Raw genomic sequence first — 24,988 nt, 5'->3', positions numbered from 1 at the left:
GTCCCATCCGTTCCCTGCTTTGTCAGATATTCAGCCAACGGCAGCGGCCTGCGAGGTATTCCAGGGTCCCGCCGGAGCCAGCAGTACGGCGCATCCGGCGTGGTGGGCGACGGCCGAGGCCACCGAGCCGAGCAGCAGCCGGCTGAACCCGCCGTTGCCCCGGGTGCCGACCACCAGCATCTGGTGCCGCCCGGACGCGGCCAGCAGGATCTCCACCGGGTCGCCGAGCAGCACATGCAGTTCGGGCTCCGGCGCGTCCGGATGCCGGGCCGCGACGTTCTCGACCGCGCGGCGCGCCACCTCGGTCATCCCCTGCAGCAGCCGCTCCACGCTGTCCCTGACCAGGTCGGCCATGCCCGGGGTGTAGCCGCCGGGCGCGGGGTTGACCACGGCGACGACGTACAGCGGCAGCCGGTGGGCGGTCGCCTCGGCGAAGGCCCGGTCCAGGGCCCACAGCGATCCGTCCGAGCCGTCCACGCCCACCACCACGCCGGGCGGACGGGACGTCGGCAGGCGGGTGCTGCCGGGCAGATGCGCCAGCACCGGGAGCACGGGCACGACGGACGGCTCGGCGAACCCGGGCGCCGCGGGGTCGGCGGCGGCCTCGGCGCCTGCTTCGGCGCCTGCTTCGGCGCCTGTTTCGGGCGAGGGCCGGACTGCTGATCGGGGGGACTCGCCGGAGGGCCGGGAGGACTCGGTGGACATGGCCTCCATCGTCGGCCGTGCCGGGGGCGGGGTGGCTACGGCACGCCGACGGGCTCGCCACCGTCGATGGCCCGGCGTTCGGACAGCGGCACGCCGGTCCAGCAGGATCCCTGCCGGGCCTGCAGGCGGCGCAGCCACAGCTCGGTGGAGACGACCTCGGCGATGCCGTCGAGGGGCACCGGAACGTTGCGGATCGCCGCGTGCAGGGCCGAGCGGAAGCCGTCGGCGTCGAGCAGGCCGAGGTCGGCCAGCAGCGGGGCGGCGAAGAGCTTGTCGAGGGCGTCGATCGACTGGCGGAGCCCGGCCCGGATGCTCTCGGCCGAGGCCTGGGGCTCCGGGGGCGATCCCGCCCCCCAGCCCTCGGGCAGGTCGGTGACCCCGGCACCGGCGAGCACGGTGCCGAGGATGGCCGGCCGGGACCCCGGCTGGACCCGCGCGGAGGCGGGGACCAGCCGGCAGGCGCGGATCACCTGGTTGTCGAGGTAGGGGGCGTGCAGCCGCTGCCCGTACGTCTCCTCGACGACATGGGTGAGCACCCGGAACTCGGCGGCGGCACGGTACAGCGCGAGACGCGCACGACGCTCGCCGGGACGCTCCTCGCCAGGCGCGCGCCGGGCGGCGACCCGCAGCCGTACCGCGACGGCCGACAGCGCGTCGTCGCTCAGCCAGCGGGCGGCCGGGCCGGGCGCGCACCAGGCCAGCGACTGCACCGAGGCCGCACCGGCCGACGCCGGGGTGCGGTCCCGACGGGCCATCAGCTGCGCGGCGGCGTCCTCCAGTCCCTCGGCGTAGCTGGTGCGGGCCAGCCGCCTGGCCGCCCTGAGGACGGCCACGGGAGTGCCGAAGGTGCCGTGCACCGGGCGCTCGGAGCCGTCGGCCCGGGCCAGCGCGGCGACCGGCCGCAGCAACGGGATCCGCCGGTGCTCCATCAGCACGTCGGCGAGCCGGGCCGGATGTCCGTCCAGGACCTGGCGGCCGCCGTGCCCACTGAGGTGGTCGGCGCCCGCGTCGGCCAGGCGGTGGCGCTGGCGCAGGCCGACGACCAGGGCCGGGCCGGGCTCGTCGGTGAGCGGGCCGGCCAGGTCCGGGTCGAGCAGGTCCGCGTAGGGCAGGGACTCGGGTCCCCCGGCCACCAGCAGGTGGTCCAGCCTGGCGTGCGAGGCGGCGAGGGCCCGCGCGCGGACCAGCTCGGCGGTCCTGGCCGGGTCCGGCGGCTGCGGATTGGCGGCGGGGGTGTCGGTGAAGGTGACGGCGAGCAGCGCCGTTCCCGGCTGCGCGGGCTGCGCGACGGGACGGGCCCAGGAACCGCGGACCGCTCCGGTCCGGGCGGGGGTCCCGTCCGGGAACGGGCTCGGCGGTCCGTGGTGCAGGGTGCGGTAGCTGCGGGGGTCGCCCCAGCGCTCCTCCAGCGTCCTCGGCGTCGGCGGCGCCGGAGCGGCGGAGGCGGCCGGAGCGGCCGTGGCCACACCTGAGGCGCCGGCGGTCGTGGCGGGGCGGACCGGGATCTCGGCGGCGAGCAGCGTCAGCACGGTGGAGGCGATGCCGCCGGAGAGGTCGCTGCTGATCCGCCGGAGGCGCACGGCGGCCGCGCCGCCGTTGGCCGCGCCGTAACCGTGGCCGTCGGCGTCACGGCCACCGCCGGCGCCGGTGCCGTAGCTGCCGATGCCGTTGGCGCCGCGGCTGTTGCCACTGCCGCTGACGCCGCGGCTGCCGTTGGTGCTGCGGGAGCCGTTGACGCTGCCGCTGCCGTTGGTGCTGCGGGTGCTGATGCCGCCGGAGCCGTACCGTCCGAAGTCGGGGAGGCCGGGATCCGGACCGCTGCCATCCGCATTGCCGCCGTCCGGGTGGGCACCGTCCGGGTGGCCGCGGTCGAGGCGGCGGCCCGTGGTGACCTCGGCCGACGCTCCGTACGGGGAGTCGCCGGTGCGGACGCGGCAGCGGACCGCCTCCAGCAGGCTGCGGGTGACCTCGCCCGTCGCCGCCGCCTCGGTGATCTCCGAACTGCCGCCCACCGTGTTCCGCTTGGCCTCGTACGACTCCTGCTGCGGCCGCCCGGCGCGGATGCTCAGCGCATGCCCCGGCGCGACGCGCCGCACCCCCGTGAACGGGCTGGCGTCGTCCAGCGCCTCCGGGGTCTCCGGGACGGCGAGGCGGGCGGCCAGGTAGTACGGGTCGGGCGGGGCGCCGACCAGGTCGGCCAGTGGCAGGGCCGCGGTCGCGTACGCGGTGCCGCCGCACCAGCGGGTGTGGAACACCGGCCGGACACCGGCCAGATCGCACAGCAGCGTGGTCCGGGAGCCCTGCTGGACCACGACGGTGTAGCTTCCCGGCCAGGCGGTCAGATGCCGCAGCGCGCCCCCGCTGGCGGCGAGCAGCGCGGTACGCAGGGCGGCGTCGCCGGCGCCGCAGTGGCCGACGATGGCCAGCCTGGCCACCGCGCCGTCCGCGAGGGCGGGGTCGTCAGGATCCTGGGACAGGTCGGGGAATCCGGTCCGTACCTGCTCGGCCGGGCGTGGGTGGTGCCGGCGGAAGACGCTGACGGTGCGGATCTCCTCGGGCCGCCAGTCACCGACCGCCCACAGCGGGTCGGGGCCGGGCCAGAGCAGATGACCGCCGAGCGGGCGCAGTTGACGCAGGCCGAGGTCGCTCGCGGCGGACGCACCGTTCCAGCCCACCAACCAACGCATCGACGCCTCCACGGGCTGTGCGGCGGGCGCCACCGGAGCCGGTCCGGTGCCGCCTCCTCGACTGCTGTCGCACCGTCAGAGACATCGTGCCATCCGGCCGCTGAGACATCTTCAGGGAAGACGCGATCACTTTCAGGAAGATACAGGTCAGCAACGGGGCAATTCGGGACAACCTACGGCAGATCCACGGCACGCCGCGGGAAACCCACCGATCGCCACGGCCCGGACCGTCCCCTCTGCGGCCCGGGCGCGGCAGCCCACCCCCGGGCATGCCACTACGGCATCCTCCGTACCCGAGCCGGAAACCGACCGAACCCGCCCACCGGGCGTCTCGGCCGGGGCCGCCGGGCAACCGCCCGGCGCTCCGTGACGTTCTCTCAGCCCGGGGGGTGTCCGCACACCCCCCGGACCGGCCGGCCGCCGCGCGGGGATTGACGGCGGCGCACTCCCCCGACCTGCCGATTCCTCGACCGCAGGCCGACCCACACCGTCATCCAAGCGCCGCCGTCCAGTGCCGGGGAGGGAGCACGACAGGGCGCACTGCCACACGCCGCGGGTGCATACTCCCGGCGCCGCGACGGCGCCGCGGGGACCGAGGGGCGCACGCTCCGGGAGCGGTATCCCGCCATACGGAACGGAGGCCCTTAACCCTGGGAACGCGAGGAACTACTCTGGGTTCAACCGGGAGCGGCGGGGGGAGGTGGCACCAGGGCATGACCACCACTGGACGAGGGCCGAACGAGAAGCTCGGCTCGCTGCTGTCGCACGCCGGAATCAGCAACGCGGGCCTGGCCAGACGGGTCAACGACCTGGGCGCGCAGCGTGGTCTGACGTTCCGCTACGACAAGACCTCGGTGGCCCGCTGGGTGAGCAAGGGCATGGTCCCGCAGGGGGCCGTACCGCAGCTGATCGCCGCCGCGATCGGCGGCAAGCTGGGCCGCAGCGTGCCGTTGGACGAGATCGGCCTGGGCAGCAGCGACCCCGCACCGGAGATCGGCCTGGCGTTCCCGCGCGAGGTGCCGGAGGCGGTCCGCCATGTCACCGAACTGTGGCAGCTGGACCCGGGGCCGGCCCGGGGCGGCCCCAACGACAAGGGCGGCCGCCGCTCCGGCTGGTGGGACAACCTCGCCGGGACCTTCTCGGTCACCGCGTACGCGACGCCGGTGTCACGGTGGCTGATCACCCCGGTGGACGGTTCGGTGGCCCGCGAGGCCTCCGACTTCGGGCTGCACGGCGAGGCGGCGCGGATCAGGTTCGACGATCCCGAACCGCACGGCCCTGCGGCCTCCGGTGGCCGGAGCGGCTCCGGCACCACAAGCGCCCCCGGCTCCGGCGGGTCTGGCGGACCGCACGGGCCGGACCGACTCGACGGACTGCACGGACCCGGCGGTCCCGGCAGCCTCACCGGGCGGGGCGCGGGGGAGGCCCGGATCCACCGGGTCGGGCACGCCGACGCGGCGAAGCTGCGCCAGGCGGCCGAGGAGGCGCGGCGCTGGGACTCCCGCTACGGGGGCGGCGACTGGCGCTCGTCGATGGTCCCGGAGTGCCTGCGGCTGGACGCGGCGCCGCTGCTGCTCGGCTCCTACAGCGACGAGGTCGGCCGGGCCCTGTTCGGGGCGACCGCCGAACTGACCCGGCTGGCCGGCTGGATGGCCTTCGACACCGGTCAGCACGAGGCCGCGCAGCGCTACTACATCCAGGCGCTGCGGCTGGCCCGGGCGGCGGCGGACGTGCCCTTCGGCGGCTACGTGCTGGCGTCGATGAGCCTGCAGGCGACCTACCGGGGCGCGGCCGAGGAGGGCGTCGACCTCGCCCAGGCCGCGATAGAGCGCAACCGCAGCCTGGCGACGGCGCGGACCATGAGCTTCTTCCACCTGGTGGAGGCGCGCGCCCACGCGCGGGCCGGCAGCGCGCACGCCTGCGCGGTGGCGCTGGGCGCGGCGGAGACCAGCCTGGAACGCGCCCGTTCCGGCGACCCCGATCCGGCCTGGATCGACTTCTACTCCTACGACCGGCTCGCCGCCGACGCGGCCGAGTGCTACCGGGACCTGGGCGTTCCGCTCAAGGTCCGGCAGTTCACCGCGCACGCGCTGGCCCGGCCGACCGAGGCCTACGTCCGCTCGCACGGGCTGCGCCTGGTGGTGTCCGCGCTCGCCGAACTGGACGACGGCGACCTGGACGCGGCGGTCGCGGCGGGCACCAGGGCGGTCGAGGTCGCGGGCCGGATCTCCTCGCAGCGGACCAGGGAGTACGTCCAGGAAATGCTGCGCCGGCTGGAGAACTACCCGGGCGAACGGGCCGCCGAGGAACTCGCGGAACGGGCCCGGCTGGTACTCACCGCCCCGGCCTGACGCCCGGACACCGCACACCGAGCGGCGCACTGCCCCGTACGCACGCGTCGCGCACGCCCTGGCGCCCGCCCTCGCGCACGGACCTGACGCCCCGTCGACGGCCGCCGTTCACCTGCTCCGAACCTGGGCGCCGTACCCGGTTGTCGTACGCGCGTGGGACGATCCGTTCGTTCGGTCGGTCTGTCCGCATGTCGGTGCGGCGGCGAGAGGAGCGAGTGTGCGGTACGACTGCGAGGTGGTGGTGGTCGGGGGCGGCATCGTGGGGCTCTCCACGGCCTACGCGATCAGCAGGGCCGCGCCCGGCGTCTCGGTGATCGTGCTGGAGAAGGAGCCCGCGCTGGCGCAGCACCAGACGGGCCACAACAGCGGAGTGATCCACAGCGGGCTCTACTACAAGCCCGGATCGCTCAAGGCCCGCTACGCGGTCGAGGGCGGGCAGGAGCTGGTCGAGTTCTGCCGCGAGCACGGGCTCCCCTACGAGGTGACCGGAAAGCTGGTCGTCGCCACCGACAGCGCCGAGCTGCCCCGGCTGCACGCGCTCGCGCAGCGCGGCCGCGAGCACGGTCTGGTGGTCCGCGAGCTGGGGGCGGCCGGAATCGCCGAGTACGAGCCCGAGGTGGCCGGGGTGGCCGCCCTGCATGTCGCGAGCACCGGCATCTGCGACTACCCGGCGGTGGCCGCGGCCTACGCCAAGCTGTCCGGCGCCGAGATCCGCACCGGCGGCGCGGTCCGCACCGTCACCCGCCGGGGCGACGGGGTGACGGTCGCCACCACGCTGGCCGAGGTCCGGGCGAAGGTGCTGGTCAACTGCGCCGGGCTGCGCAGCGACGAGATCGCCCGGCTGGCCGGGGACGAGCCGGGGGTCCGGATCATCCCGTTCCGGGGCGAGTACCTGGAGCTGGCACCCGCCGCACGGTCGCTGGTGCGCGGGCTGGTCTACCCCGTCCCCGACCCGGCCTTTCCCTTCCTCGGCGTGCATCTCACCCGCGACCTGCACGGCGGCGTCCACGTCGGCCCCAACGCGGTGCCGGCGCTGGCCCGCGAGGGCTACGACTGGCGCACGGTCCGGCCGCGCGAGCTGGCGGGGACGCTCGGCTGGGGTGGCGCGTGGCGGCTGGCCGCGCGGCACTGGCGGGCGGAGGCGGTGGAGGTGCGGCGCTCGCTCTCCCGCCGGGTCTTCACCCGCGAGGTGCAACGGCTGCTGCCCGCGGTCCGGCAGGACGACCTGCTGCCGGCCCCGGCAGGGGTCCGTGCCCAGGCGGTGGCCCGGGACGGCTCACTGCTGGACGACTTCGCCTTCGCGCAGGCCCCGCGCACGGTCCACGTCCTCAACGCGCCCTCGCCCGCCGCGACGGCCTCGCTGCCGATCGGCCGCGAGGTCGCCCGCAGGGCCCTGGACGCACTGCGGGCGTAGCCGCGCACCGGTCTCCCCGGCCGGAGTCCTTAGACTGGACGGCATTGTGACCAGCCATCCCGTAGCCCCCCATGCCGTCGCCGGCACCGCCGTCGCCGCCCCTGCCGCCGTCCTCCCTGGTGCGCCCGTCTCCGCCGCGCTGCACCAGGAGCAGCGCATCCGCAGCTTCCATCCGCGCAAGGGGCGGATGAGCGACGCCCAGCGCGCGGCGCTGGAACGGCTGTGGAAGGCCTACGGGATACGCGTGGACGGCCTGGCGCCGCTCGACCTCGACGTGTTCTTCGACACCCCGGGGCTCCCGGTGGTGCTGGAGATCGGCTTCGGGATGGGGGACGCCACCGCGACCATGGCCGCCGCCGACCCCGGGACCGGGATCCTCGCCGTGGACGTGCACACTCCCGGTCACGGCAACCTGCTCCGCCGGATCGAGTCCGACGGGCTGGACAACGTCCGGCTGGCCGAGGGCGACGCGGTCGTGCTGCTGCGGGACCAGCTCGCACCGGCCTCGCTGGCCGGGCTGCGGATCTACTTCCCCGACCCGTGGCCGAAGGCCCGGCACCACAAGCGGCGGCTGATACAGACCGAGTTCCTCGCCCTGGCCGTCTCCCGGCTGCGGCCGGGGTCGCTGGTGCACTGCGCCACCGACTGGGAGCCCTACGCCGAGCAGATGCTGGAGGTGCTCGGCGACTCCCCCGACCTGGTGAACGAGTACCCGGGCTACGCACCGCGGCCCGAGTGGCGCCCGGTGACCAAGTTCGAGCGGCAGGGCATCGCCAAGGGTCACATCGTGCACGACCTGCTGTTCCGCCGCCGCTGACGGAGCCGCCCCGAAGGGTGGCCGATCAGGCAGAATGCCTTACCGGCGGCTGAGGCCCCCCGCTAGAGTCATATGGTGAGCAGCCCTCAGCCGGACCAGTCCGCTCCCGCAGAGATACCAGCGGCAGAGGTGTCAGCGGCAGAGACACCAGCGCCGGCGTTCCCCGTGCCCCAGGCCGAGGAGCAGCCGGAGTTCCAGCTGCCCGGGCGCTTTCGCTACAAACCGCGCCGCAACCCGCTGGAGAGCAAGGCGCTGCGACTGACCGCGCTGATCGTGCTGCTGGCGCTGTGCGGCGTGGCGATCATGGCCATGGTGCAGCGGCAGACCGGGACCTCGGGGCTGATCGTCGGTGTCTGCCTGGCGGTGCTGCCGGTGCCGCTGGTACTGGGGGCGTTCTACTGGCTGGACCGGGTGGAGCCCAAGCCACTGCGCAACCTGCTGTTCTGCTTCGCCTGGGGTGCCTGCGCGGCGACCCTGGTCGCCATCCTCGCCAACACCTGGGCCACCTCGCTGCTGATCAGCCATCAGATCGGCGGCGGCGAGACGCTCGGAGCGAGCCTGGTCGCGCCGCTGGTGGAGGAGTCCGCGAAGGGCTCGGCGATCCTGCTGCTGTTCCTGTTCCGCAGGCGCGACTTCAGCGGCATCGTCGACGGCGTCGTCTACGCCGGATTCACCGCGACCGGCTTCGCCTTCACCGAGAACATCCTCTACATCGGGCGCTCGGTGCTGGACGGGAACCGCGACGGGATGGGCATCACCCAGACCGTGATCACCTTCGTGCTGCGCGAGGTGATGTCGCCGTTCGCGCATCCGCTGTTCACCTCGATGACCGGGGTGGGCTTCGGCATCGCGGCGATGACGCGCAAGCGCTGGCTCGCGGTACTGGCGCCGATCGGCGGCTGGGTCTGCGCGATGATCATGCACGGCACCTGGAACGGCTCGTCGGTGCTGGGCCCGTTGGGCTTCATCGGCGTGTACTTCCTGTTCATGGTGCCGGTCTTCGGGCTGATGGTGTGGCTGGTGCTGTGGTCGCGCCGCAGTGAGCTGCGGGTGGTCGAGCGGCAGCTCCCGGTGTACGCGGCGGCGGGGTGGATCATGCCGCAGGCACCGCTGGTGCTGGCCTCGATGCGAACCCGGCGGCAGGCCCGGGAGCTGGCCAGGTTCACCCAGGGCAGGCCGGGCGAGAAGATCATGCGCGAGTACGTCAGCTTCGCGACCTCGCTGGCGTTCCTGCGGCAACGCGCCGAGCGCGGACAGGCGGGGTCGGACTTCGCCGAGCGCGAGCAGGAACTGCTGCACCACCTGTGGGAGCGCAAGGAGCTGGTGACCGACGCGTTCAGCCGGGTCGGCGCACAGGAGTGGTACCGGACCCACCCGGTCCAGCGCCCCGTGTACGGGTTCCCCGGCCCCGGCTACCCGAACGGCTACGGCCTGCGACCGCAGCCCTACCCCCAGCAGTACCCACGGGGCTACCCCCAGCCCTACCCCCAGCCCCACCCGTACGCACAGCCCCAGCCGTACCCGCAGCCGCAGCCCCACCCGTACGCACAGCAGCCGCAGCCGCAGCCCTACCCGCAGCCCTACCTCCAGCCGCAGCCGTACGCACAGCCCGAGCCGGGGCCGTACCCCCAGCCCCAGCCGTACACGCAGCCCCCTCAGCCCCAGCCCTACCCCCAGCCGCAGCCGTACCCGCAGCCACAGGCACAGGCACAGGCGCCGTACGGCGCCCCCGGCGGCCACCGCCCTGCCCAGCAGGCCCCCACGCCGTACCTTCCCGCGCAGCCGGCCCCGGGCCACGGCGGCTACGCCCACCCGGTCCAGCCCTACGGCTACCCCGCGGCCACCCCGCCCCAAGCCGCCCCGCAAACCCCTCACCCGGCCCAGGCCCAGGCCCAGGCCCCGGCCCAGTCCGCACCGGCCGCGTCCGAGGCCCAGCCTCCCGCCGCGCCCACCGCGCAAACCCCCGCGCAAGCCCCCGCGCAGCCGGAGGCGCCCGCGGCGCGCGACGTTCCCTGAGGGCGCGCGCACAACATCCGCACGCCAGTGTCCGATCGCATCGGAACCATCGGAGCCTCACTTCGCGTTGTTCTCTTAACCCCGCACAAACGGTGCGGAGACGCCGATACAGCGTCAGGAGGCCCGCGGATGACCGATGGCATCTATCGCATGGCCGTGACCAGTGGTTACGTCCACAAAGAGACGGTTTCTCTGGCGGGGCAGCAGGTCAGGCACTGGCTGAAGGCGCAGCACTACGACGATCCCGGCGCCGAGGACGGCCGCCACCGCATCGGATCGCAGGCCGTGCTGGACTGTGCGCTCAAGGACCGGCTGCGTGGAGCCGCAGGCGCGAAGGAGTCGGTCGCGCGCTGGCGACTACGGGAATTCACTCCGCAGGGAATCTGGCAGACCTCACTGACGATCAGCACCCCGCAGGCCGGACGCACCTGGGTACGCCTGGACGCCGAGCAGCTGCCGGTCCGCGGCAGCTCCGCGACCAAGGCGCCGGTACCGGCCCTGGCCCGGGGCCTGCTGGACGCGCTGGCCCCGGCCGAGGGCGAGCACGAGGGCGCGGCCCGGCTGCACGTGATGCCCACCGTGATCGAACGCGGGGACGTCGACGAGGTGCTGGACGAGCTGTGCGACCCGGACCGGCGGATGCCCATCGTGGTGGCGAGTACACCGCCCCGGGTCGACTTCGAGGACTGGCTCGCCGAGACCGTCGACCCGCTGCTGCGCGGCTGCGCCGGGCTGGCCGTGCTCTACGCCCTGTCGCCCTCGGCCGAACGCGACTTCAACCGCACCCTGGAGCACCACCGGGTGTACGGCGGCGCGGTGCGCACCTACCTTCCCGGCCTCGACCCCGCCTGGGCCCCCGAGGCCCAGCGGCACCGGGTGATGGCCCGGCACACCCTCGACGCCGACCTGCGCCGGGCGTCCGGCCTGCTGGCCTGGCTGCCGCGCCGGCTCGCGGTGCAGACCCCCCTGCCCGACGCGCTGGCGGGGCTTCCCCCGCTGCGCTCCCGCGTGGTCACGGACGGTACCGCCGAAATCGACGGGGTCCAGCCCGGTTCGCTGCTGGTGGACCACAGCGAGGAGGAGGCGCACGAGGAGCGGGCCCGGGCCGAGGAGCTGCAGGAGGTCCGTCGCTGGCTCCGCGCGGCCGAGGAGCGCGAGTCGCAGCTGGCCGCCGAGTACGACGAGCAGTACAGCGAACTGCGCGAGGCGCGCACCGAGGTCCGGTCGCTGCGCGGCCGGCTCGCCGACGCGGGCGGCCCGGAACTGCTCACCTCACTGCCGGTGGTGCCGGACGGCAACCGGCAGGACCCGGTCTCCTTCGCCGAGTTGCTCGACCGGATGCACGAGTTCCCGCTGCTCGCCTTCACCGGCGACCCGCGCCTGACCAAGGAGCTCGACGACCAGACCGACCACCCCACCTGGGTCCGGATGGCCTGGGACGCGCTGCTGGCCCTGCAGGACTACGCCGAGGCGGCGGTGCGCGGGGAGTCCGGCGGCGACTTCCGCCGCTGGTGCGAGAACACTCCCCCGGACTGCCATGTCTTCCCCCCGCGCAAGGTGATCCGCGACGAGTCGCGGACGGTCCGCACCAACGGCAAGTGGAAGGGCGAGCGGGAACTGCCGGTACCGGCGACCGTCAGCCCTTCGGGCAAGGTGTTCATGGGCGCCCACCTGCGCATAGGCGGCGGGGGCACCGCTCCCCGGCTGCACTACCACGACGACTGCTCCGGTACCGGCCGCGTCTACATCGGCTACATAGGCCTGCACCTCCACAACACTCGCACCAACTGACCGCCCCGGTCCCGGGTTAGGGTCGAGACCGGACTACTGCTGGAGGTTGGACGACATGGCACGGATTCCCTCATCGCTCGTCGCGGCGAGCGGTCTGGTCGGCGGATTCGCGATCGCACGGGCGACCAGAAAGCGCGAGTTGGGCGGGGTCGCCCTGGCCGCGGCCGGCGCGGTGGCGGCCACGCAGTGGAAGCGCTCCGCCGGGACCGGCACGGCGGTGGCGCTCACCGGCCTCTACGTCGCGGCGTTCGCGGGCTCCCATCCGCTGGCGAAGAAACTGGGCGCATGGCCGTCGGTGGCCACCGTCTCGGCGGGTGTCGCCCTGGCCTCCTGGGCCGCCGTGGACCGCCGCGCCTGACAGCAGGCGGCGCCCCCGCCGCAGCGCAAGCCGACGGCCCCGGTGTCGGGGGGATGTCACCGGGGCCGTCGGGGTCTGTGCGGGCCTGGTCTGCGCGGGCCTGCTCTCTGTGAGCCCCGCTTCAGGGCCTATGGGGCCCGATCAGAGGGCGAGGCCGTGGTCGGCGAGCCAGCCGGCCGGGTCGACGGGCTCGCCGCCGGCCGGGCGGACCTCTAGGTGCAGGTGCGGCCCGGCGGCGTTGCCGGTGGCGCCGACGCGGCCGATGGGCTGACCGGCCGTCACCTCGCCCGAGCCGACACCGATCGCCGACAGGTGGCAGTACCAGAGCTCGGTGCCGTCCGGCATGGTCTCCACCACGCGGTACCCGTAGGCGCCGGCCCAGCCCGCCGAGGTGACGGTGCCCGCGCCGATGGCGAGCACCGGAGCGCCGGTGGGGGCGGTGAGGTCCAGCCCGGTGTGCAGGTGGGCCCAGAACGAGTCCGACTGTCCGAAGCCCGCGCCGGTGGTCGCCCCGGGCACCGGAGCGACCAGGGTGCCCAGCTGTGCCACCGCCTGCGGGCGGTGCGCCCGGAGCGCGGCCTCGACGGCCGCGGCAGTCTGCTCTCCCGGGGAGCGCTGGGCGGCTGCCTGCGCGGCCGACCCGGCGGCGGCCTGCGCCGCCTGCTGCTCCGCCTCGGCGGCGAGCTGCTGCAGTCTGGCCTGCTTCTCCGCCGCCGCCTGGGCGGCCTGTCGGCGGGCCGTGTCCTCGGCGGTGGTCTTCTGCTGTGCTGCCTGGTTCCGTATCCGCTCCGCCAGCGCAGTGCCCGGATCCGTGTTGGCCGCCGTGTTCGAGCCGAAGCCGACGGTCTGGCCGTGGTCCTGGTGGGACCGGTCCTGATGCGCGATGAGCGTGCCCTTGGCGGCGCTGCCCGGCTCCGCCGCGAACGCGCTTGCCGGGGCGGCGAGTCCGGTCGCGCCGACCGCCGCCATCGCCGCGAAGCCGAGCACGGCGGAGGGGGCGATGCCCGACGACCGCTGCTGCGGCACCGCGGGCTGCGGCGCTGCCGCCCGTGGCATCGACCGAGGCGTTTCCGGCTCGTCGATGTCGGACTGTTCGGGGGCCCAGGTGGTGGGCTGGTACGACGCCACCGTCGGCGTGCTCCTTTCCTTCCCTTTCGCCGACCGGGTTAGCTGACGGGTTCGGAGAGGAAGGTCCCCTACAGCCAGGTGCGGCTGATTCACCCCGACGTACGTGGTTCCCCGGCTCCAACTGGATTAGGCGACTGAGCACGACGCCGTCCGACTAACGGCAGAACTTCGCGCTGCGTTATAGAAAGGTAATCCTAGTGCCGCTTGAATCCAAGTGATCCAGGGGGTGCAGTTGTGGATCGAGGGCCTGCAGTTGTGGATCGAGGAGGTACATTTTTGATGTGTACTGAATCATGAACGAGAAACAATCACTGACACTCTGTCATCGCACCAGGCAGAACTCGTTGCCCTCCGGGTCGTGCATCACCTGGAATGCTCCCTGGTCGTCGGTCTGCACCTCACCCACCACCTGCGCTCCGCGCCGCAGCAGTTCGTCACGGACCGCGTCGATGTCGCCCACCTCGACGTCCAGGTGCAGCCGGTTCTTCTTCGTCTCCTTGCCCTCCGGCACCGCCTGGAAGGCCAGTCGGGGCTGACCGCCGGGCGGGTCGACGTAGGACCACTGCGGCGTCCGGTCCACCGGGGAGCCACCGACCAGCAGTGCCCAGAACCGCACCAGACCCGCGGGGTCGGCGCAGTCCACCACGATCTCGTCCAGCCTTCCCAGCCCGGCTTCGATGCCCATGGCCTCACGCTAGCGCCGCCGGGACCGCCCAGGGGAGTCCGCCGCACCGACCAGGCGGCCGACCGATCCGGCGAGCACCTTCTGCAGCAGGCTGTACGCCAGAATCGGCAGCAGCACCAGGGGATGATCCGGTATCCGCGTCGCCGCGACGACCGCGCTGGCACTGCTGTTGTTCATTCCCGAGGCGTAGGTGACCGCGATCGCGTCGGACCGGGGAATCCGCAGCCGGTTCGCGATCACCCAGCCGGTGAGAAAGGAGCAGCCGCACATCAGCCCCGCCGCGACGGTGACCAGGACCAGGAAGTCCGGGTCGGGACGGGCGAGCACCTGGCCGAGCGCGCCACAGGCGTTGGTATAGCTCAGGCTGACCACCACCCCGAGGTTCAGCAGCCGGATCACCGGCAGCGCCGGTGTCAGCCCGCGGCCCACGCGGGCCGCGACCTGCCCGGCCAGCAGCCCCGAGGCGCAGGGCAGCACCACCGCCAGGACGGCGAACACGCTGCTCGCGGTACGGGCGATCGCGTGCAGGTCGGTGGCGTAGTCACCGGCCGTGAGAAAGCCGCCGAGATGCAGCCCGAGCGGGATGGTCAGCGGGCTCAGCAGGGTCGAGCCGACCACCAGCCCGAGGGTGAGGGTGGCGTTCCCGTCGCTGCCCTGCGCGAAGACGGTGGCACCGGCGGCCACCGGCATCGCCCCGATCAGGGCCAGGCCCACCAGCAGGCTCTGCGCCTCCTTCTGGTTGTGCCACCCGGCGGCCGCCACCGAGGCCGCCGCCAGCAGCAGGGTCGGCAGCAGTGCGTTGGTGAGGATGCCCAGCAGCAGCGGACCGGGGCGGCGCAGCAGCCGTGGCAGTTGCTCGGCCCGGGCGGTGAGTCCGGCGGTGAACACGATCAGCGCCAGCAGCCCGGCCGGCAACGGGAAGCCAACCGCGCCGACATGCCCGAGTGACACCCGGCGCAGGGCCTCGCCCGGTTCCGGCAGTACGGCGGCGAGGACGTACATCCCCACCATGATCCACAGCAGTTGCCGCTGCAGCGCCCCGCCGAGGCGGGCCAGCACCCCGTCCACCACAGCGGGATGCCCGGCGGACGACTGCCCGGCGGACAGCTGCTCGGCGGACGACTGCCCGGCGGACAGCTGCTGGGCGGACGGCTGCTGGGGAGACGCGTGCGCGGGAGACCGGCGCACGGGGGATGAACGCATGGCGGGAGCCCTCCGTCCTGTCATGGCATGGTGCTGGTGCCTGCGGCCCGGAGCGGGCGTACGCCTGTCGTGCCTGACATCTGATCAGAAGGCACCGGGGGAAGTCCCGTCAGAGCCCGCGAACTCATTCGATCGAGTGGCTTACGACTCGACCGGGAATACCGGCATACCGGATGAACCCGATCATTCCGTGTTGCCGTACGGCGGGTAGAGCCAGTCCACCAGCATGTTGGCGAACTGGTCCTCGGACATCGACCGTGCCTGGGCGAACGACCCGTCGTCGGTGGTGTGGCGCACCGTCCCGTCCGGTCCGAGCAGGGCCAGCGCCGGGATGCCGCTGCTGGCGAGCCGGACATAACGGGCCGCCAGTTCGGTGTTGTGGTCGTACTGCCCCACATCCACGGTGACCAGGTGGTAGTTGCGGGACAGGATCAGCTGGATGCCGGGGCTGGCCACCAGCGCGGACAGGGCGGTGCAGTCCTCGCACCAGCCGGCGCCGAAGTCCAGCAGGACCGGGCGCCCGTCGGCGCGGGCCGCGGCGAGCGCGGCGGTCACGGCCGCCGGGGCGTCCTGGTTCGGGTCGTAGCCGTCGGGGACCGAGGCGGGCTTCACCGACGGCAGCGGCGGGAAGGGCCGGGCCAGTCCGAGCGGCCGGCCCGAGGCCTCGGCGTCCGACCCCGTGCGGGGACGCCCGGCGGACGGGAGCCCCCTGCCCGTGCCCACCACGGTGACGCAGCCACCCAGCGCCAGCACGGCGGCCAGCGCGGCCACGACACACAGCAGCCGCCTCTGCGCCTTCATGCCGCCCGACCTCCTGCCGGCTGATCCGGCCGCCCGCCCGATCCTGAAGATCATTTGAGCAGAGAAAAGGCCCGCTCCCCCGGCGGCGAGGCCGGGGGAGCGGGCCGATCACTCGAAGGAGTGAGGGCGGAGCGTCAGGACAGGGTCAGGTACGCGAGACTGCCCAGACCGGCCACGGTGCAGTAGATGGCGAACGGCGTCAGGGTGCGCGTCTCGAAGTACTTGGTCAGGAAGCGCACCGCGATGTAACCGGCCACGAAGGCGGCGACCGCCCCGGCCAGCACCTGCCCCCGGATGCCGTCCCCCGCGTGGCCCATCAGCGACGGCACCTTGAGCAGCGCCGCCGCCCCGATCACGGGGGTGGCCAGCAGGAAGGCGAAGCGGGCCGAGTCCTCGTGGCGCAGGCCCTTGAAGATGCCGGTGCTGATGGTGACGCCGGACCGGCTGATGCCCGGCAGCAGGGCCAGGATCTGCGCACCGCCGATGATCAGGGCGTGGGTCCAGCTCAGCTTGGTGATCCGCCGGTCCGACAGCTCGTCGGGGTGCAGTTCCTCGTCCCCGGGCGCGACCGCCTCGCCGGCCCGCCGTCGGCCGGAACCGCCACGGCGCAGCCGCTCGGCGACGTACAGCACCAGGCCGTTGAGGGTCAGGAAGATGGCGGCGGGGATCGGCTTGCCGAGCGACTCCCGGAACACCTTGTCCAGCGCGAGCCCGGCGATGCCGACCGGGATCGTCGCCACGATCAGCAGCCAGGCCAGCTTCTGGTCCACCGTCTCGATCCGCCGCTCGCGGACCGAACTGACGAAGCCGGATATGACCCGGACCCAGTCCCGCCAGAAGTAGACGACCAGCGCCAGCGCGGTCGCCAGGTGCAGCCCGATCAGCACGTTCAGATACGGGGAGTCCGCGGCGGAGACGTTGAGGTCGCGCTTCCAGGAGCCGCCGAGCAGCGCGGGCACCAGGATGCTGTGGCCGAGACTGGAGACCGGGAACAGCTCCGTGACGCCCTGCAGCAGGCCGACGCCGATCGCTTCCGGATAGGTGAGAACCGACATCTGCTGCCTTCGGCATGGGAGGTGGGACAGGTCGGTCTGAAAGTACTACAACGCTGTAGACCCTCCACCACCGCACTGCGCTTGTTCATCGCCACGATCCCCAGCGTTCACCGACGGCCGCGGGGATGAGCCCCGCGGCCGTCGTTCGCGGCTATGCCGCGAGCACCTCGGCCCGGTCGATCCGCTCGAGGGCGGGCGGGCCCGCCACCAGCCGGGCCGGCTGGACCGCGTTGTCCTGAGCCGGCGTCAGCTGCCGTCGCAGCCGCAGCGCCAGCACCACGATCAGCACCGTGCAGCCGCCCAGCGCCAGTACGTACGCCCCGGACAGGCCGGCCCCGACCAGCAGGACGCCGGCCGCCGGACCCATCGCCACCGCGACCTGCTTCACCAGCGAGTAGGCGGCGTTGTAGGTGCCGAGCAGATGGGCCGGGGCCAGGTCGGCGATGATCGGCCCGAGGGTGGGCGCGAGCAGCGCCTCGCCCACGCCGAACAGCACGTAGACGCTCAGCATGGCCACGGTCGCGACCGCCGCGTCCGCCCGGACCAGCCCGGCCACGGCGGCCGCCGCCCAGGCGGCCAGCCAGACCACGCCGGTCGCGGCGATGGCGGTGCTGCGACGCCGGCTGGCGGTCATCCGGACCACGATCATCTGCAGCAGCACGATGGTCAGGGTGTTCACGCCCAGTGCCAGGCCCAGCACGGACGGCGCGGTGCCGACCACGTCGGTGGCGTAGGCGGCGACGCCCGACTCGAACTGGCCGTAGCAGGTGAAGAAGATCAGCGCGGCGAGCACGCAGATCCGGACCATCGCCTTGTCCCTGAGCAGCGACCGGAAGTCCGCACGCGGAGCGGCGGCGGCCCGGCCCCCGGCGGCCGGCACGGCGACCGGCGCCGGCACCGCGACCGAGGCGGACCGCGGCAGCCGTACGGTGCCGGTGACCGCGGCGAGCACCAGGAACATCACGGCCTCGATGGTGAACAGCAGGGTCAGGCTCCCGGGCCGGTGCACGTCCACGATCTGCCCGCCGATCAGGGCGCCGACGCCCATCCCCAGGTTGACCAGGGTGAACTGCAACGCGAAGGAATGCGCCCTGGTCGCCGCGGTGGAGCAGCGGACGATCAGAGTCGCCAGGGCGGGCTGCACGGTGGCCACACCGGCACCGAAGAGGAAGGCCCCCATCAGCACGTGCGCGGCCCCGGTGGCGTGCCCGAAGGCCAGCGCGCCGGCGGCGGCCACGACCGCGCCGGCGACCAGCACCGGACGCGCGCCGTAGCGGTCGATGCCACGGCCGCCCAGCGGCAGCGCGACCAGCGCCGCCAGCGCGAACACGGTGAACACCAGCCAGGCGGTCATCGAGCCCAGACCGCGCACCTGGCTCACGTACACGAACATGTAGGGGGTGGTGAAGCCGCTGCCGAACGCGCTGAGCGCGTTCCCGAGCTGCACCCGGCGCAGCGTCCCCGCCGCCGTTCCGTACTGCCTGTCGTCTGTCTGCCGCATCGTGCGGGTCATGCTGCACCGCCCTTCACCGTGTGAGCTCACGCCCCCTTTAGGTTTCCTCCGAAAGAGTACACTACTAAAGTCTTCTTCAGGAAACCGTATAAGTAGGAAGTCTTTAGGGTCATGCGACACTGGGAGGTATGAGCGACACCGCAGGCATGAGCGCGCTGCCGGAACTCGAGATCAGCCAGCAGGTGGCGGCCTACCAGCGCGAGTTCCCCACCGTGGACCCTCAGGTCGAGACGATCACCTCGACGCTGACCCGGTTGGCCCGGCGGATGAACGTGGCCTACGACCGGCAGCTGAACTCGCTCGGCATCAGCTCGGCCGACTGGGAGGTGCTGAAGGCGCTGATCCTGGCCGGCAGCCCGTACCGGCTGGGGCCCGGTGAGCTGGCGAAGCGGCTGGGGCTGACGCCCGCCGCGATGACCCACCGGATCGACCGGATGGCGGCGGCGGAGCTGGTCACCCGGAGCCGGGACGAGAGCAATCGGGTCCGGGTGATCATCGAACTGACCGAGCTGGGCCGGGAGCGCTGGCTGGAGTCCATGCGGATGGCCGCGGTGTTCGAGGAGGACCTGCTGCGGGACGCGTCCGCGGACGAGCGGGCGGTGCTCTCCGGTCAGCTGGGCCGGATGCTCCGGCGGGTCGAGGAGCACCAGCCCGACGCGCTCGGCCGCTGCGACGACCTCGACGCCTGACGGGCCGTAACGGGGTACGACCAGGGGCGCGAGGGACCGTGCGTTGCCGACCACCCTCCACGGAGGATGGCCGCACGGTCTTTCGCGCCCCTGGTCGTACGACTGGTGGTGCGGGTAGTACGGGCGGTGCGGGTGGTGCCGGGGTCCCGGCTGTGCCGGGACCGGGGTCAGGAGCTGAGGCCGGCCGTCTTGAGCCAGTCGTCGGCGACCGTCATCGGGTCCGCGCCCTTGGCGCCGATCTTGGTGTCCAGGTCCAGCAGCGTCGCCGTGTCCAGCTTCGCGGACACCGCGTTCAGCGCGTCCACCGCGTTCTGCGGCAGGGTCTTCTGCGCCAGCGGGATCACGTTCTGGAAGCCGAAGAGGTTCTTCGGGTCCTTCAGCACGATCCAGTTGTCGGCCGTGATCGTGCTGTCCGTGGTGAAGATGTCGCCGACCTGGATGTCGTCGGACTTCAGCGCCGCCTCGGTGAGCGCGCCACCGGCGTCCAGCGCCTTGAAGCTCTTGAAGGTGAGCCCGTAGTCCGACTTCAGGCCGAGCAGCCCCTGCTGGCGGGTCTGGAACTCGGGAGCCCCGCCGAGGGTCAGGTCGCCCATGATCTTCTGCAGGTCGGCGATGCTGGAGTCGGCGGTGAGGTTGTACTTCGCGGCGGTCTTGGAGTTGACCGTCAGTGAGTCCTTGTCCTGGGCCGCGGCCGGGTTCAGCACCTTCAGGTTCGGCGCCAGCTTCGCCGACAGCTGGGTGTCCGTGTCGTCGGAGCTGGTCGGCGTGGCCGTCTTGTCCAGGTAGCCGAGCAGGTTGCCGTTGTACTCCGGCATCAGGGTGATCGAGCCGTTCTTCATCAGCCCGTAGCTGACCTCACGGCTGCCGATGTTCGGCTTGTACTGGACCGTCAGGCCCTTGGCCTTGAGTGCCTCGCCGTAGATGTCGGCGAGCAGGGTGCTCTCGGCGAAGTTGTTGGAGCCGATGACGATCGTGCCGCCCGCCGAGGCGGACGATCCCGCCAGCGGATTGCTGCTGCCGGCCGAGGAGGAGGAGCCGCAGGCGGCGAGCGAGACGGTTGCGGCAGAGGCGATGAGGGCTGCGGCTATACGAGTGGGACGGCCGCTGATACCGGTAGTGGTCACTGTTCCATTCCAGAATTTTGAGGAGGAGCGTGCTGTGCGCGGGTGAACGGCGGAGCCATGACTCACGGACGATCAAATATGTTCACGTCAAGGACAGTCAACTGACATCCAGTCACCGGACGGAGCCCGCAGACCGGGCTTCCGCTGCTGACCGGCAGTCACAACTGCCGCACAACTAGGCATAGTGCGACCCCCGTACCGGCTTCCGGAAGCAACTTGGCCGGTTCGTATCAGAATGTTCACAACCAGCTCTGACAAGCACGCCCGGGTCGGGGTACTCTCCCCGAACGGTCGCACGTTCGACGGGGGAACGGGTCTGGTCCACGCCCACGGGCCGGCAGGCGGCGTCACCCCATGTCAACTCACGGCCCGGAGCCGATCGAGGAGAATCGCTTGTCCCGCCAGGACGCGCGCCCAGCGATAACGGACGCACCCTCGACACCCCTGCCCGACCCCACCGGCCCGACCGACCCCACCGGCCCGGCCGACCCGTCCGGTCTGCCCGACGCCACCGGACTGCGCGCGCGAGCCGCGCGCCGACTGGACCGGATCCGGTTCCGGAACAAGCTCAACATCCTGGTCGTCGTGCCGCTCACGGTCATGTCACTGCTGTTTGTCCTCATCGTGGCCAACGAGATCGCCGCGGCCAGGGCGGCCGGGGACCAGGCCCAGCTGATCCGCGCCAGCGCGCAGGTCACCCAGCTGGTCGACGACGTGCAGGCCGAGCACCGCAACGCGCTGCTGCTCTGGGCCGGGTACGACCGGCGCGCCGACTACCAGGCGGCGCCCTCGCTGGACGCCTACCAGCGCACCCAGGGCGAGACCGACGCCCAGGCCGCCGCGGTCCGGGCGGCGTTCGGCTCGGCGCTCCCCGACGCCGAGGCCTCGGCGCTGGCCCAGGTCGACAGCCTCTCCTCGGTCCGTGCCCAGATCACCGCGGGCACCCTCCCGCCCGAGAACATCGACTCCGCCTACGGCCCGACCGCCGACGCGCTCATCGACGGCCTCGGGCTCACCTCCAGCACCGGCCGGGACGCCAGGACCAACGAGACGCTGGACGCACTGCTGCACGCGGACACCGCGCACGCCGCGTTCGAGACCAGCCTGGTCGCCGCGCAGACCGGCGACTCCAACGCCCTGATCGAGTTCCTGGCGGCGGTCGGCGACCAGCGCGCCTACACGGACTCCGCCCAGCGATTCGGGGTGCTGGCGACCGCGGACCAGGCCGTCCAGCTCGACGGGATCGACCACAACGGGGACGAGTCCTACCTGGACGGCCAGATCGCCATGCTGGACGTGGACCCGGCGGTCCTGGAGGCCCCCACCACCAAGCGCGGGATGGCGGACGCGGCCACCCAGGTCGACCAGACCTCGCCGCACATCCTGGGCGAGGCCGCCACCCGGCTGCAGATCACCGAGTCGCTGACCCTGCAGATCGCGGCCGGCGCCGACGACACCTCCAGCACCGCCTGGTGGTGGGCCATCTCCCTGCTCGCCGCAGCGCTGCTGATCTTCGCGACCTGGCTGGTGCTGTCGGTGCTGATCCGGCACTCGGTGGTGCGCCCGGTGCAGCGGCTCACCAGCGCCGCCCGCAAGGTGGCGGCGGTCTCCGAGCAGGAACTGTCCCGGGTCGCCGACGACGACGCGGTCGACGAGAGCCCGGCCCGGCTGGAGGCCGTACCGGTGCTGGCCCAGGACGAGCTCGGCGAGCTGGCGACCGCCTTCAACCAGGTCCAGGTCACCGCGGCCGGCCTGCTGGAGCGCCAGGTCACCAGCCGGCGCAACATCGCCGAGATGTTCGGCAACATCGGCCGCCGGGTCAGCAACCTCACCACACGTCAACTCACGCTGATCGACGCGGTCGAGCGCGAGGAGACCAACCCGGACCTGCTGGAGCAGCTCTACCGGATCGACCACATCGCCGTCCGCATGCAGCGCAACGCCGACAGCCTGATGCTGCTGGCCGGCATCCGCGAGTCCGAACTGGACGGGCGGCCCGCGTCGGTGACCCACGTGGTCCGGGCGGCGCTCGGGCAGATCGAGGGGTACCAGCGGGTCCAGCTGCGGGTGGAGACCGATGCCACGGTCTCCCCCGACATCGTCGGCGACCTGGTGCTGATGCTGGCCGAACTCCTGGAGAACGCGGCCTCGTTCTCCCCCGCCCACAGCACCGTCGAGGTGGCCGTACGGGTGTCGCCCGACGGCCGGGCCCTGGTCGAGATCGTGGACCACGGGCTGGGCATGGGCTCGGAACGGCTGGCCGAGGAGAACGCCCGGCTGGTGCGGCGCGAGCGGCTCGACCTGGTACCGACCAAGGTGCTGGGCCTGTTCGTGGTCGGCACCCTGGCGCGGCGCTGGGGCGTCACCGTCGTCCTCACCAGGACCACCGGCGGCGGCGTGACCAGCCTGGTCTCCGTCCCCGCCGCGCTGCTCACCGCCGCATCGGCCCCGGTTCCGGCCGCGGCCGCCACCGCGACGGCCGCCGCACCGACGAGGGAGGCCCCCGCCACCGCGCCGGCGACGGCGACCTCAACCGAGACCCCGGCCACCGCCGCCGCACCCCCGACGGCCGCCCACCCGGCAGCGGCACCCCCCGCCGCCACCGCACCCCCGGCGCTCACCGGTCCGACGCCCCTGCCGCACCCCGAGCCCGCGCCCACGGCGCCGGGCGGCCTGCCACGCCGCACCCCGACGCGCCGGACCGCCGACGACCCCACGCCGCCGGCCCCCGCCGCAGCCGCCCCCGCCGCCGGTTCCGCCGCCGCGCCCACCCCCGCCGGGTCCGCCCCCGCATCCACCCCCACCGCGCCCGCACTCGCCGGGTCCGCCGCCGCGCCCGCATCCACCCCCACCCCCACTGCCGCGCCAGCACCCGCCGCACCCGCCGCTGCCGCATCGGCCGCCGCGCCCGCACCCGCCGCCGCGACCCACGCGCACGCCGCGGACACCTCCGCGCCGGCCGCACCCGCGCCGGACGAGGCCACCGCGCGGCCCTCGGCCCCGCAACCCCCCGGTGGCAGCAGCCAGTTGCGGCGCCGCGTACGCGGGGCCACGCTCAACCCGGGGAGCACCGCCCGGCCGGACATCATCCCGACCGCACCGCGGACCGAGGTGGACGCCGAGGCCGTGCGCTCCTCGCTGGAGGAGTTCGAGGCCGCCGTCGACCGCGCCGAGCGCGACAGCACCCTCACCGATCTGCGCATCACCCCGCCCGTGGCACGACCCCGCCCTGACACCGATCCGCACCACGACACCGATCCGCACCTCGAACTTCCGGAAGGAGTGGGCCCGTGAGCACGCCCACCGACGACGCAGCCGCCACGACGCCCACAGCCGGGGCGCCGGCGGATCCGAGCGACCTCCGCACCGCGGCCGCCGACTTCACCTGGCTGCTGAACCGGTTCGCGACGGACACCGCAGGCGTGGTCGACGCCATCGCCGTCTCCTCCGACGGCCTGCTGATCGCGGTCTCCCGGCTGCGTGACCCGGCCGACTCGGAGCGGCTCGCGGCCATCGTCTCCGGCATCACCAGCCTGGCCGCCGGCGCCTCGGGCAACTACGGCCTGGGCGCGCTGAACAAGGTCATCATCGACCTGGAGGGCGGGCACCTGCTGGTCTCGGCCATCGGCAACGGCTCGGTGCTCGGCGTGGTGGCGTCCAAGGAGGCCAAGCTCGGCAACATCGCCTACGAGATGACGCTGTTCGCCAACCGGGCCGGGGCCGCCCTCAGTCCGCAGCTGATCATCGAGTTGAAGAACGGCGTAGGCGCCCCAGCGGGCGGATAGTCCGGTCATACTCATAGTCATGACGGATCATCATCAACCGGGAGCGAGCCGGAAAGGACGAGCATGGTGGGTGGCACAGCGACCACCGAGGGCGGGTACGAAGCCCCACAGCCTGGGCTCGTACGTCCGCTGCGCCCGTATGTGATGGCGGACGACCCGGCTCCCGAACCGCACCCGGCGCAGCAGCCGGACCCGGTGCGGCAGCCGACCGTGGAGCCGGCGCAGTCCGTGCGGCAGCCTGCCGTACCGCAGCCGCCGCAGTCACCCGTTCCGCAGCCATCCGTACCGCAGCAGCCCGTACCGGCCGGGCCGGAGGCACCACCGGTGCCGACGGCGCCGCCGGCGGACCGCAGCAGCCTGGCCGTCCGGCCGTTCCTGCTCACCGCCGGCCGGGTGGCCGGAGCGGGCTCGGACAGCGCCGCCACGCCCCCGCTTCCGCTGGAGACCCAGGTGGTCGCCACCGCGGAGGGCCTGTCCGCCCTGGACGGGCCGGACGCGCTCGCCTTCGAGCACCGGGCGATCGTGGCGGCCTGCCGGGTTCCCCAGTCGCTCGCCGAACTCGCCGCCCGCCTGCGGCTGCACCTCAACGTGGTCCGGGTCATCGCCGACGACCTGCGTGGCGCCGGCCAGTTGACCGTCCACGTGCCGCAGGCCAGCACCGCTCACGACGTCTCCGTACTGCGAAGGGTTATCGATGGTCTCCGCGCCGTCCCCGACTCCAGAGGGATCCCGTGTGACAACCGCCCTGCCTAGCACGGGCGTGGGGGCCCCCCCCGGCCCGCCCCCCCCCCCCCCCCCCGCCCCCCCCCCCCCCCCCCCCCGGGCCCGGCCGCTGGGGTTGGGCCGGGGGGGGGGGGGGGGGGGGC

At 73.3% G+C, this 24,988-nt stretch carries 19 protein-coding genes and 1 riboswitch; of the genes, 10 read left to right on the top strand and 9 right to left on the bottom strand.

The features are described from left to right. Positions 1-30: 30 nt before the first annotated feature. Both ABH925_RS35125 and ABH925_RS35120 read right to left on the bottom strand, forming a co-directional pair. Positions 31-705, bottom strand: a complete 675-nt coding sequence (locus ABH925_RS35125; protein ID WP_370155147.1) for a universal stress protein — start codon at positions 703-705, stop codon at positions 31-33. Between the two features lie 35 nt (positions 706-740). Next, positions 741-3,392 carry a hypothetical protein gene (locus tag ABH925_RS35120; RefSeq protein WP_370155145.1) on the bottom strand — a complete coding sequence of 884 codons (2,652 nt, stop codon included), beginning with the start codon at positions 3,390-3,392 and terminating at the stop codon, positions 741-743. 713 nt (positions 3,393-4,105) lie between these two features. On the opposite strand from ABH925_RS35120, the gene ABH925_RS35115 reads away from it, so the two are divergent. From ABH925_RS35115 to ABH925_RS35090, 6 genes are all read left to right on the top strand, one after another. Next, a complete protein-coding gene (locus ABH925_RS35115) occupies positions 4,106-5,743 on the top strand; it encodes a sporulation protein (RefSeq protein WP_370155143.1) in 1,638 nt (545 codons plus the stop codon). A gap of 217 nt (positions 5,744-5,960) precedes the next feature. Then, a complete protein-coding gene (gene lhgO, locus ABH925_RS35110; RefSeq protein ID WP_370155141.1) occupies positions 5,961-7,157 on the top strand; it encodes an L-2-hydroxyglutarate oxidase in 1,197 nt (398 codons plus the stop codon). A 46-nt stretch (positions 7,158-7,203) separates the two neighbouring features. Continuing rightward, complete coding sequence (gene trmB / locus ABH925_RS35105; protein ID WP_370155139.1) at positions 7,204-7,974, top strand: tRNA (guanosine(46)-N7)-methyltransferase TrmB; 771 nt, start codon at positions 7,204-7,206, stop codon at positions 7,972-7,974. A gap of 165 nt (positions 7,975-8,139) precedes the next feature. Continuing rightward, positions 8,140-9,990 carry a PrsW family intramembrane metalloprotease gene (locus ABH925_RS35100; RefSeq protein ID WP_370155137.1) on the top strand — a complete coding sequence of 617 codons (1,851 nt, stop codon included), beginning with the start codon at positions 8,140-8,142 and terminating at the stop codon, positions 9,988-9,990. Positions 9,991-10,119: 129 nt separating this feature from the next. Next, a complete protein-coding gene (locus ABH925_RS35095; protein ID WP_370155135.1) occupies positions 10,120-11,781 on the top strand; it encodes a hypothetical protein in 1,662 nt (553 codons plus the stop codon). 55 nt (positions 11,782-11,836) lie between these two features. Continuing rightward, complete coding sequence (locus ABH925_RS35090; protein ID WP_370155133.1) at positions 11,837-12,139, top strand: hypothetical protein; 303 nt, start codon at positions 11,837-11,839, stop codon at positions 12,137-12,139. A 141-nt stretch (positions 12,140-12,280) separates the two neighbouring features. Here ABH925_RS35090 and ABH925_RS35085 read toward each other — a convergent pair whose 3' ends face one another. The 6 genes from ABH925_RS35085 to ABH925_RS35060 form a co-directional block, all read right to left on the bottom strand. Beyond that, positions 12,281-13,267, bottom strand: a complete 987-nt coding sequence (locus ABH925_RS35085; protein WP_370155132.1) for a M23 family metallopeptidase — start codon at positions 13,265-13,267, stop codon at positions 12,281-12,283. A 12-nt stretch (positions 13,268-13,279) separates the two neighbouring features. Beyond that, positions 13,280-13,410: riboswitch (cyclic di-AMP (ydaO/yuaA leader) on the bottom strand. Positions 13,411-13,589: 179 nt separating this feature from the next. Next, entirely contained in the window at positions 13,590-13,952 is a 363-nt protein-coding gene (locus ABH925_RS35080) for a VOC family protein (RefSeq protein ID WP_370155130.1), read from the bottom strand. Between the two features lie 9 nt (positions 13,953-13,961). Continuing rightward, positions 13,962-15,155, bottom strand: coding sequence for a bile acid:sodium symporter family protein (locus ABH925_RS35075; RefSeq protein WP_370155128.1), 1,194 nt, complete (start codon positions 15,153-15,155; stop codon positions 13,962-13,964). 183 nt (positions 15,156-15,338) lie between these two features. Then, positions 15,339-15,956 carry a thioredoxin family protein gene (locus ABH925_RS35070; RefSeq protein ID WP_370155126.1) on the bottom strand — a complete coding sequence of 206 codons (618 nt, stop codon included), beginning with the start codon at positions 15,954-15,956 and terminating at the stop codon, positions 15,339-15,341. Positions 15,957-16,090: 134 nt separating this feature from the next. Further along, on the bottom strand, positions 16,091-17,011 hold the full coding sequence (locus ABH925_RS35065; protein ID WP_370155124.1) for an undecaprenyl-diphosphate phosphatase: 921 nt from the start codon (positions 17,009-17,011) through the stop codon (positions 16,091-16,093). A 151-nt stretch (positions 17,012-17,162) separates the two neighbouring features. Next, positions 17,163-18,524 (bottom strand): MFS transporter, encoded by a 1,362-nt coding sequence (locus tag ABH925_RS35060; RefSeq protein ID WP_370155121.1) that lies wholly within the window; start codon positions 18,522-18,524, stop codon positions 17,163-17,165. A gap of 128 nt (positions 18,525-18,652) precedes the next feature. Between ABH925_RS35060 and ABH925_RS35055 the strand changes: the two genes are divergently transcribed. Continuing rightward, complete coding sequence (locus ABH925_RS35055) at positions 18,653-19,213, top strand: MarR family winged helix-turn-helix transcriptional regulator (protein WP_370155119.1); 561 nt, start codon at positions 18,653-18,655, stop codon at positions 19,211-19,213. A 167-nt stretch (positions 19,214-19,380) separates the two neighbouring features. Here the strand turns inward: ABH925_RS35055 and ABH925_RS35050 are convergent, their stop codons facing one another. After that, positions 19,381-20,337: an ABC transporter substrate-binding protein gene (locus ABH925_RS35050; protein ID WP_370155117.1), complete on the bottom strand. Its 957-nt coding sequence runs from the start codon at positions 20,335-20,337 to the stop codon at positions 19,381-19,383. 393 nt (positions 20,338-20,730) lie between these two features. On the opposite strand from ABH925_RS35050, the gene ABH925_RS35045 reads away from it, so the two are divergent. The 3 genes from ABH925_RS35045 to ABH925_RS35035 all read left to right on the top strand — a co-directional run bounded on the left by ABH925_RS35045 (position 20,731) and on the right by ABH925_RS35035 (position 24,875). After that, a complete protein-coding gene (locus tag ABH925_RS35045; protein WP_370155115.1) occupies positions 20,731-23,631 on the top strand; it encodes an ATP-binding protein in 2,901 nt (966 codons plus the stop codon). After that, the gene (locus ABH925_RS35040) at positions 23,628-24,122 is read left to right on the top strand and encodes a roadblock/LC7 domain-containing protein (protein WP_370155113.1); all 495 of its coding nucleotides are present in this window, start codon (positions 23,628-23,630) and stop codon (positions 24,120-24,122) included. Before ABH925_RS35045 ends, ABH925_RS35040 begins: the two co-directional genes overlap by 4 nt. A gap of 324 nt (positions 24,123-24,446) precedes the next feature. Further along, on the top strand, positions 24,447-24,875 hold the full coding sequence (locus ABH925_RS35035; protein ID WP_370155163.1) for a DUF742 domain-containing protein: 429 nt from the start codon (positions 24,447-24,449) through the stop codon (positions 24,873-24,875). Positions 24,876-24,988 lie beyond the last annotated feature (113 nt).

The sequence above is a fragment of the Streptacidiphilus sp. EB129 genome, assembly GCF_041262645.1.
In the GTDB taxonomy this organism is placed as follows: domain Bacteria; phylum Actinomycetota; class Actinomycetes; order Streptomycetales; family Streptomycetaceae; genus Streptacidiphilus.
This window is presented reverse-complemented; position numbering and strand designations above follow the sequence as displayed.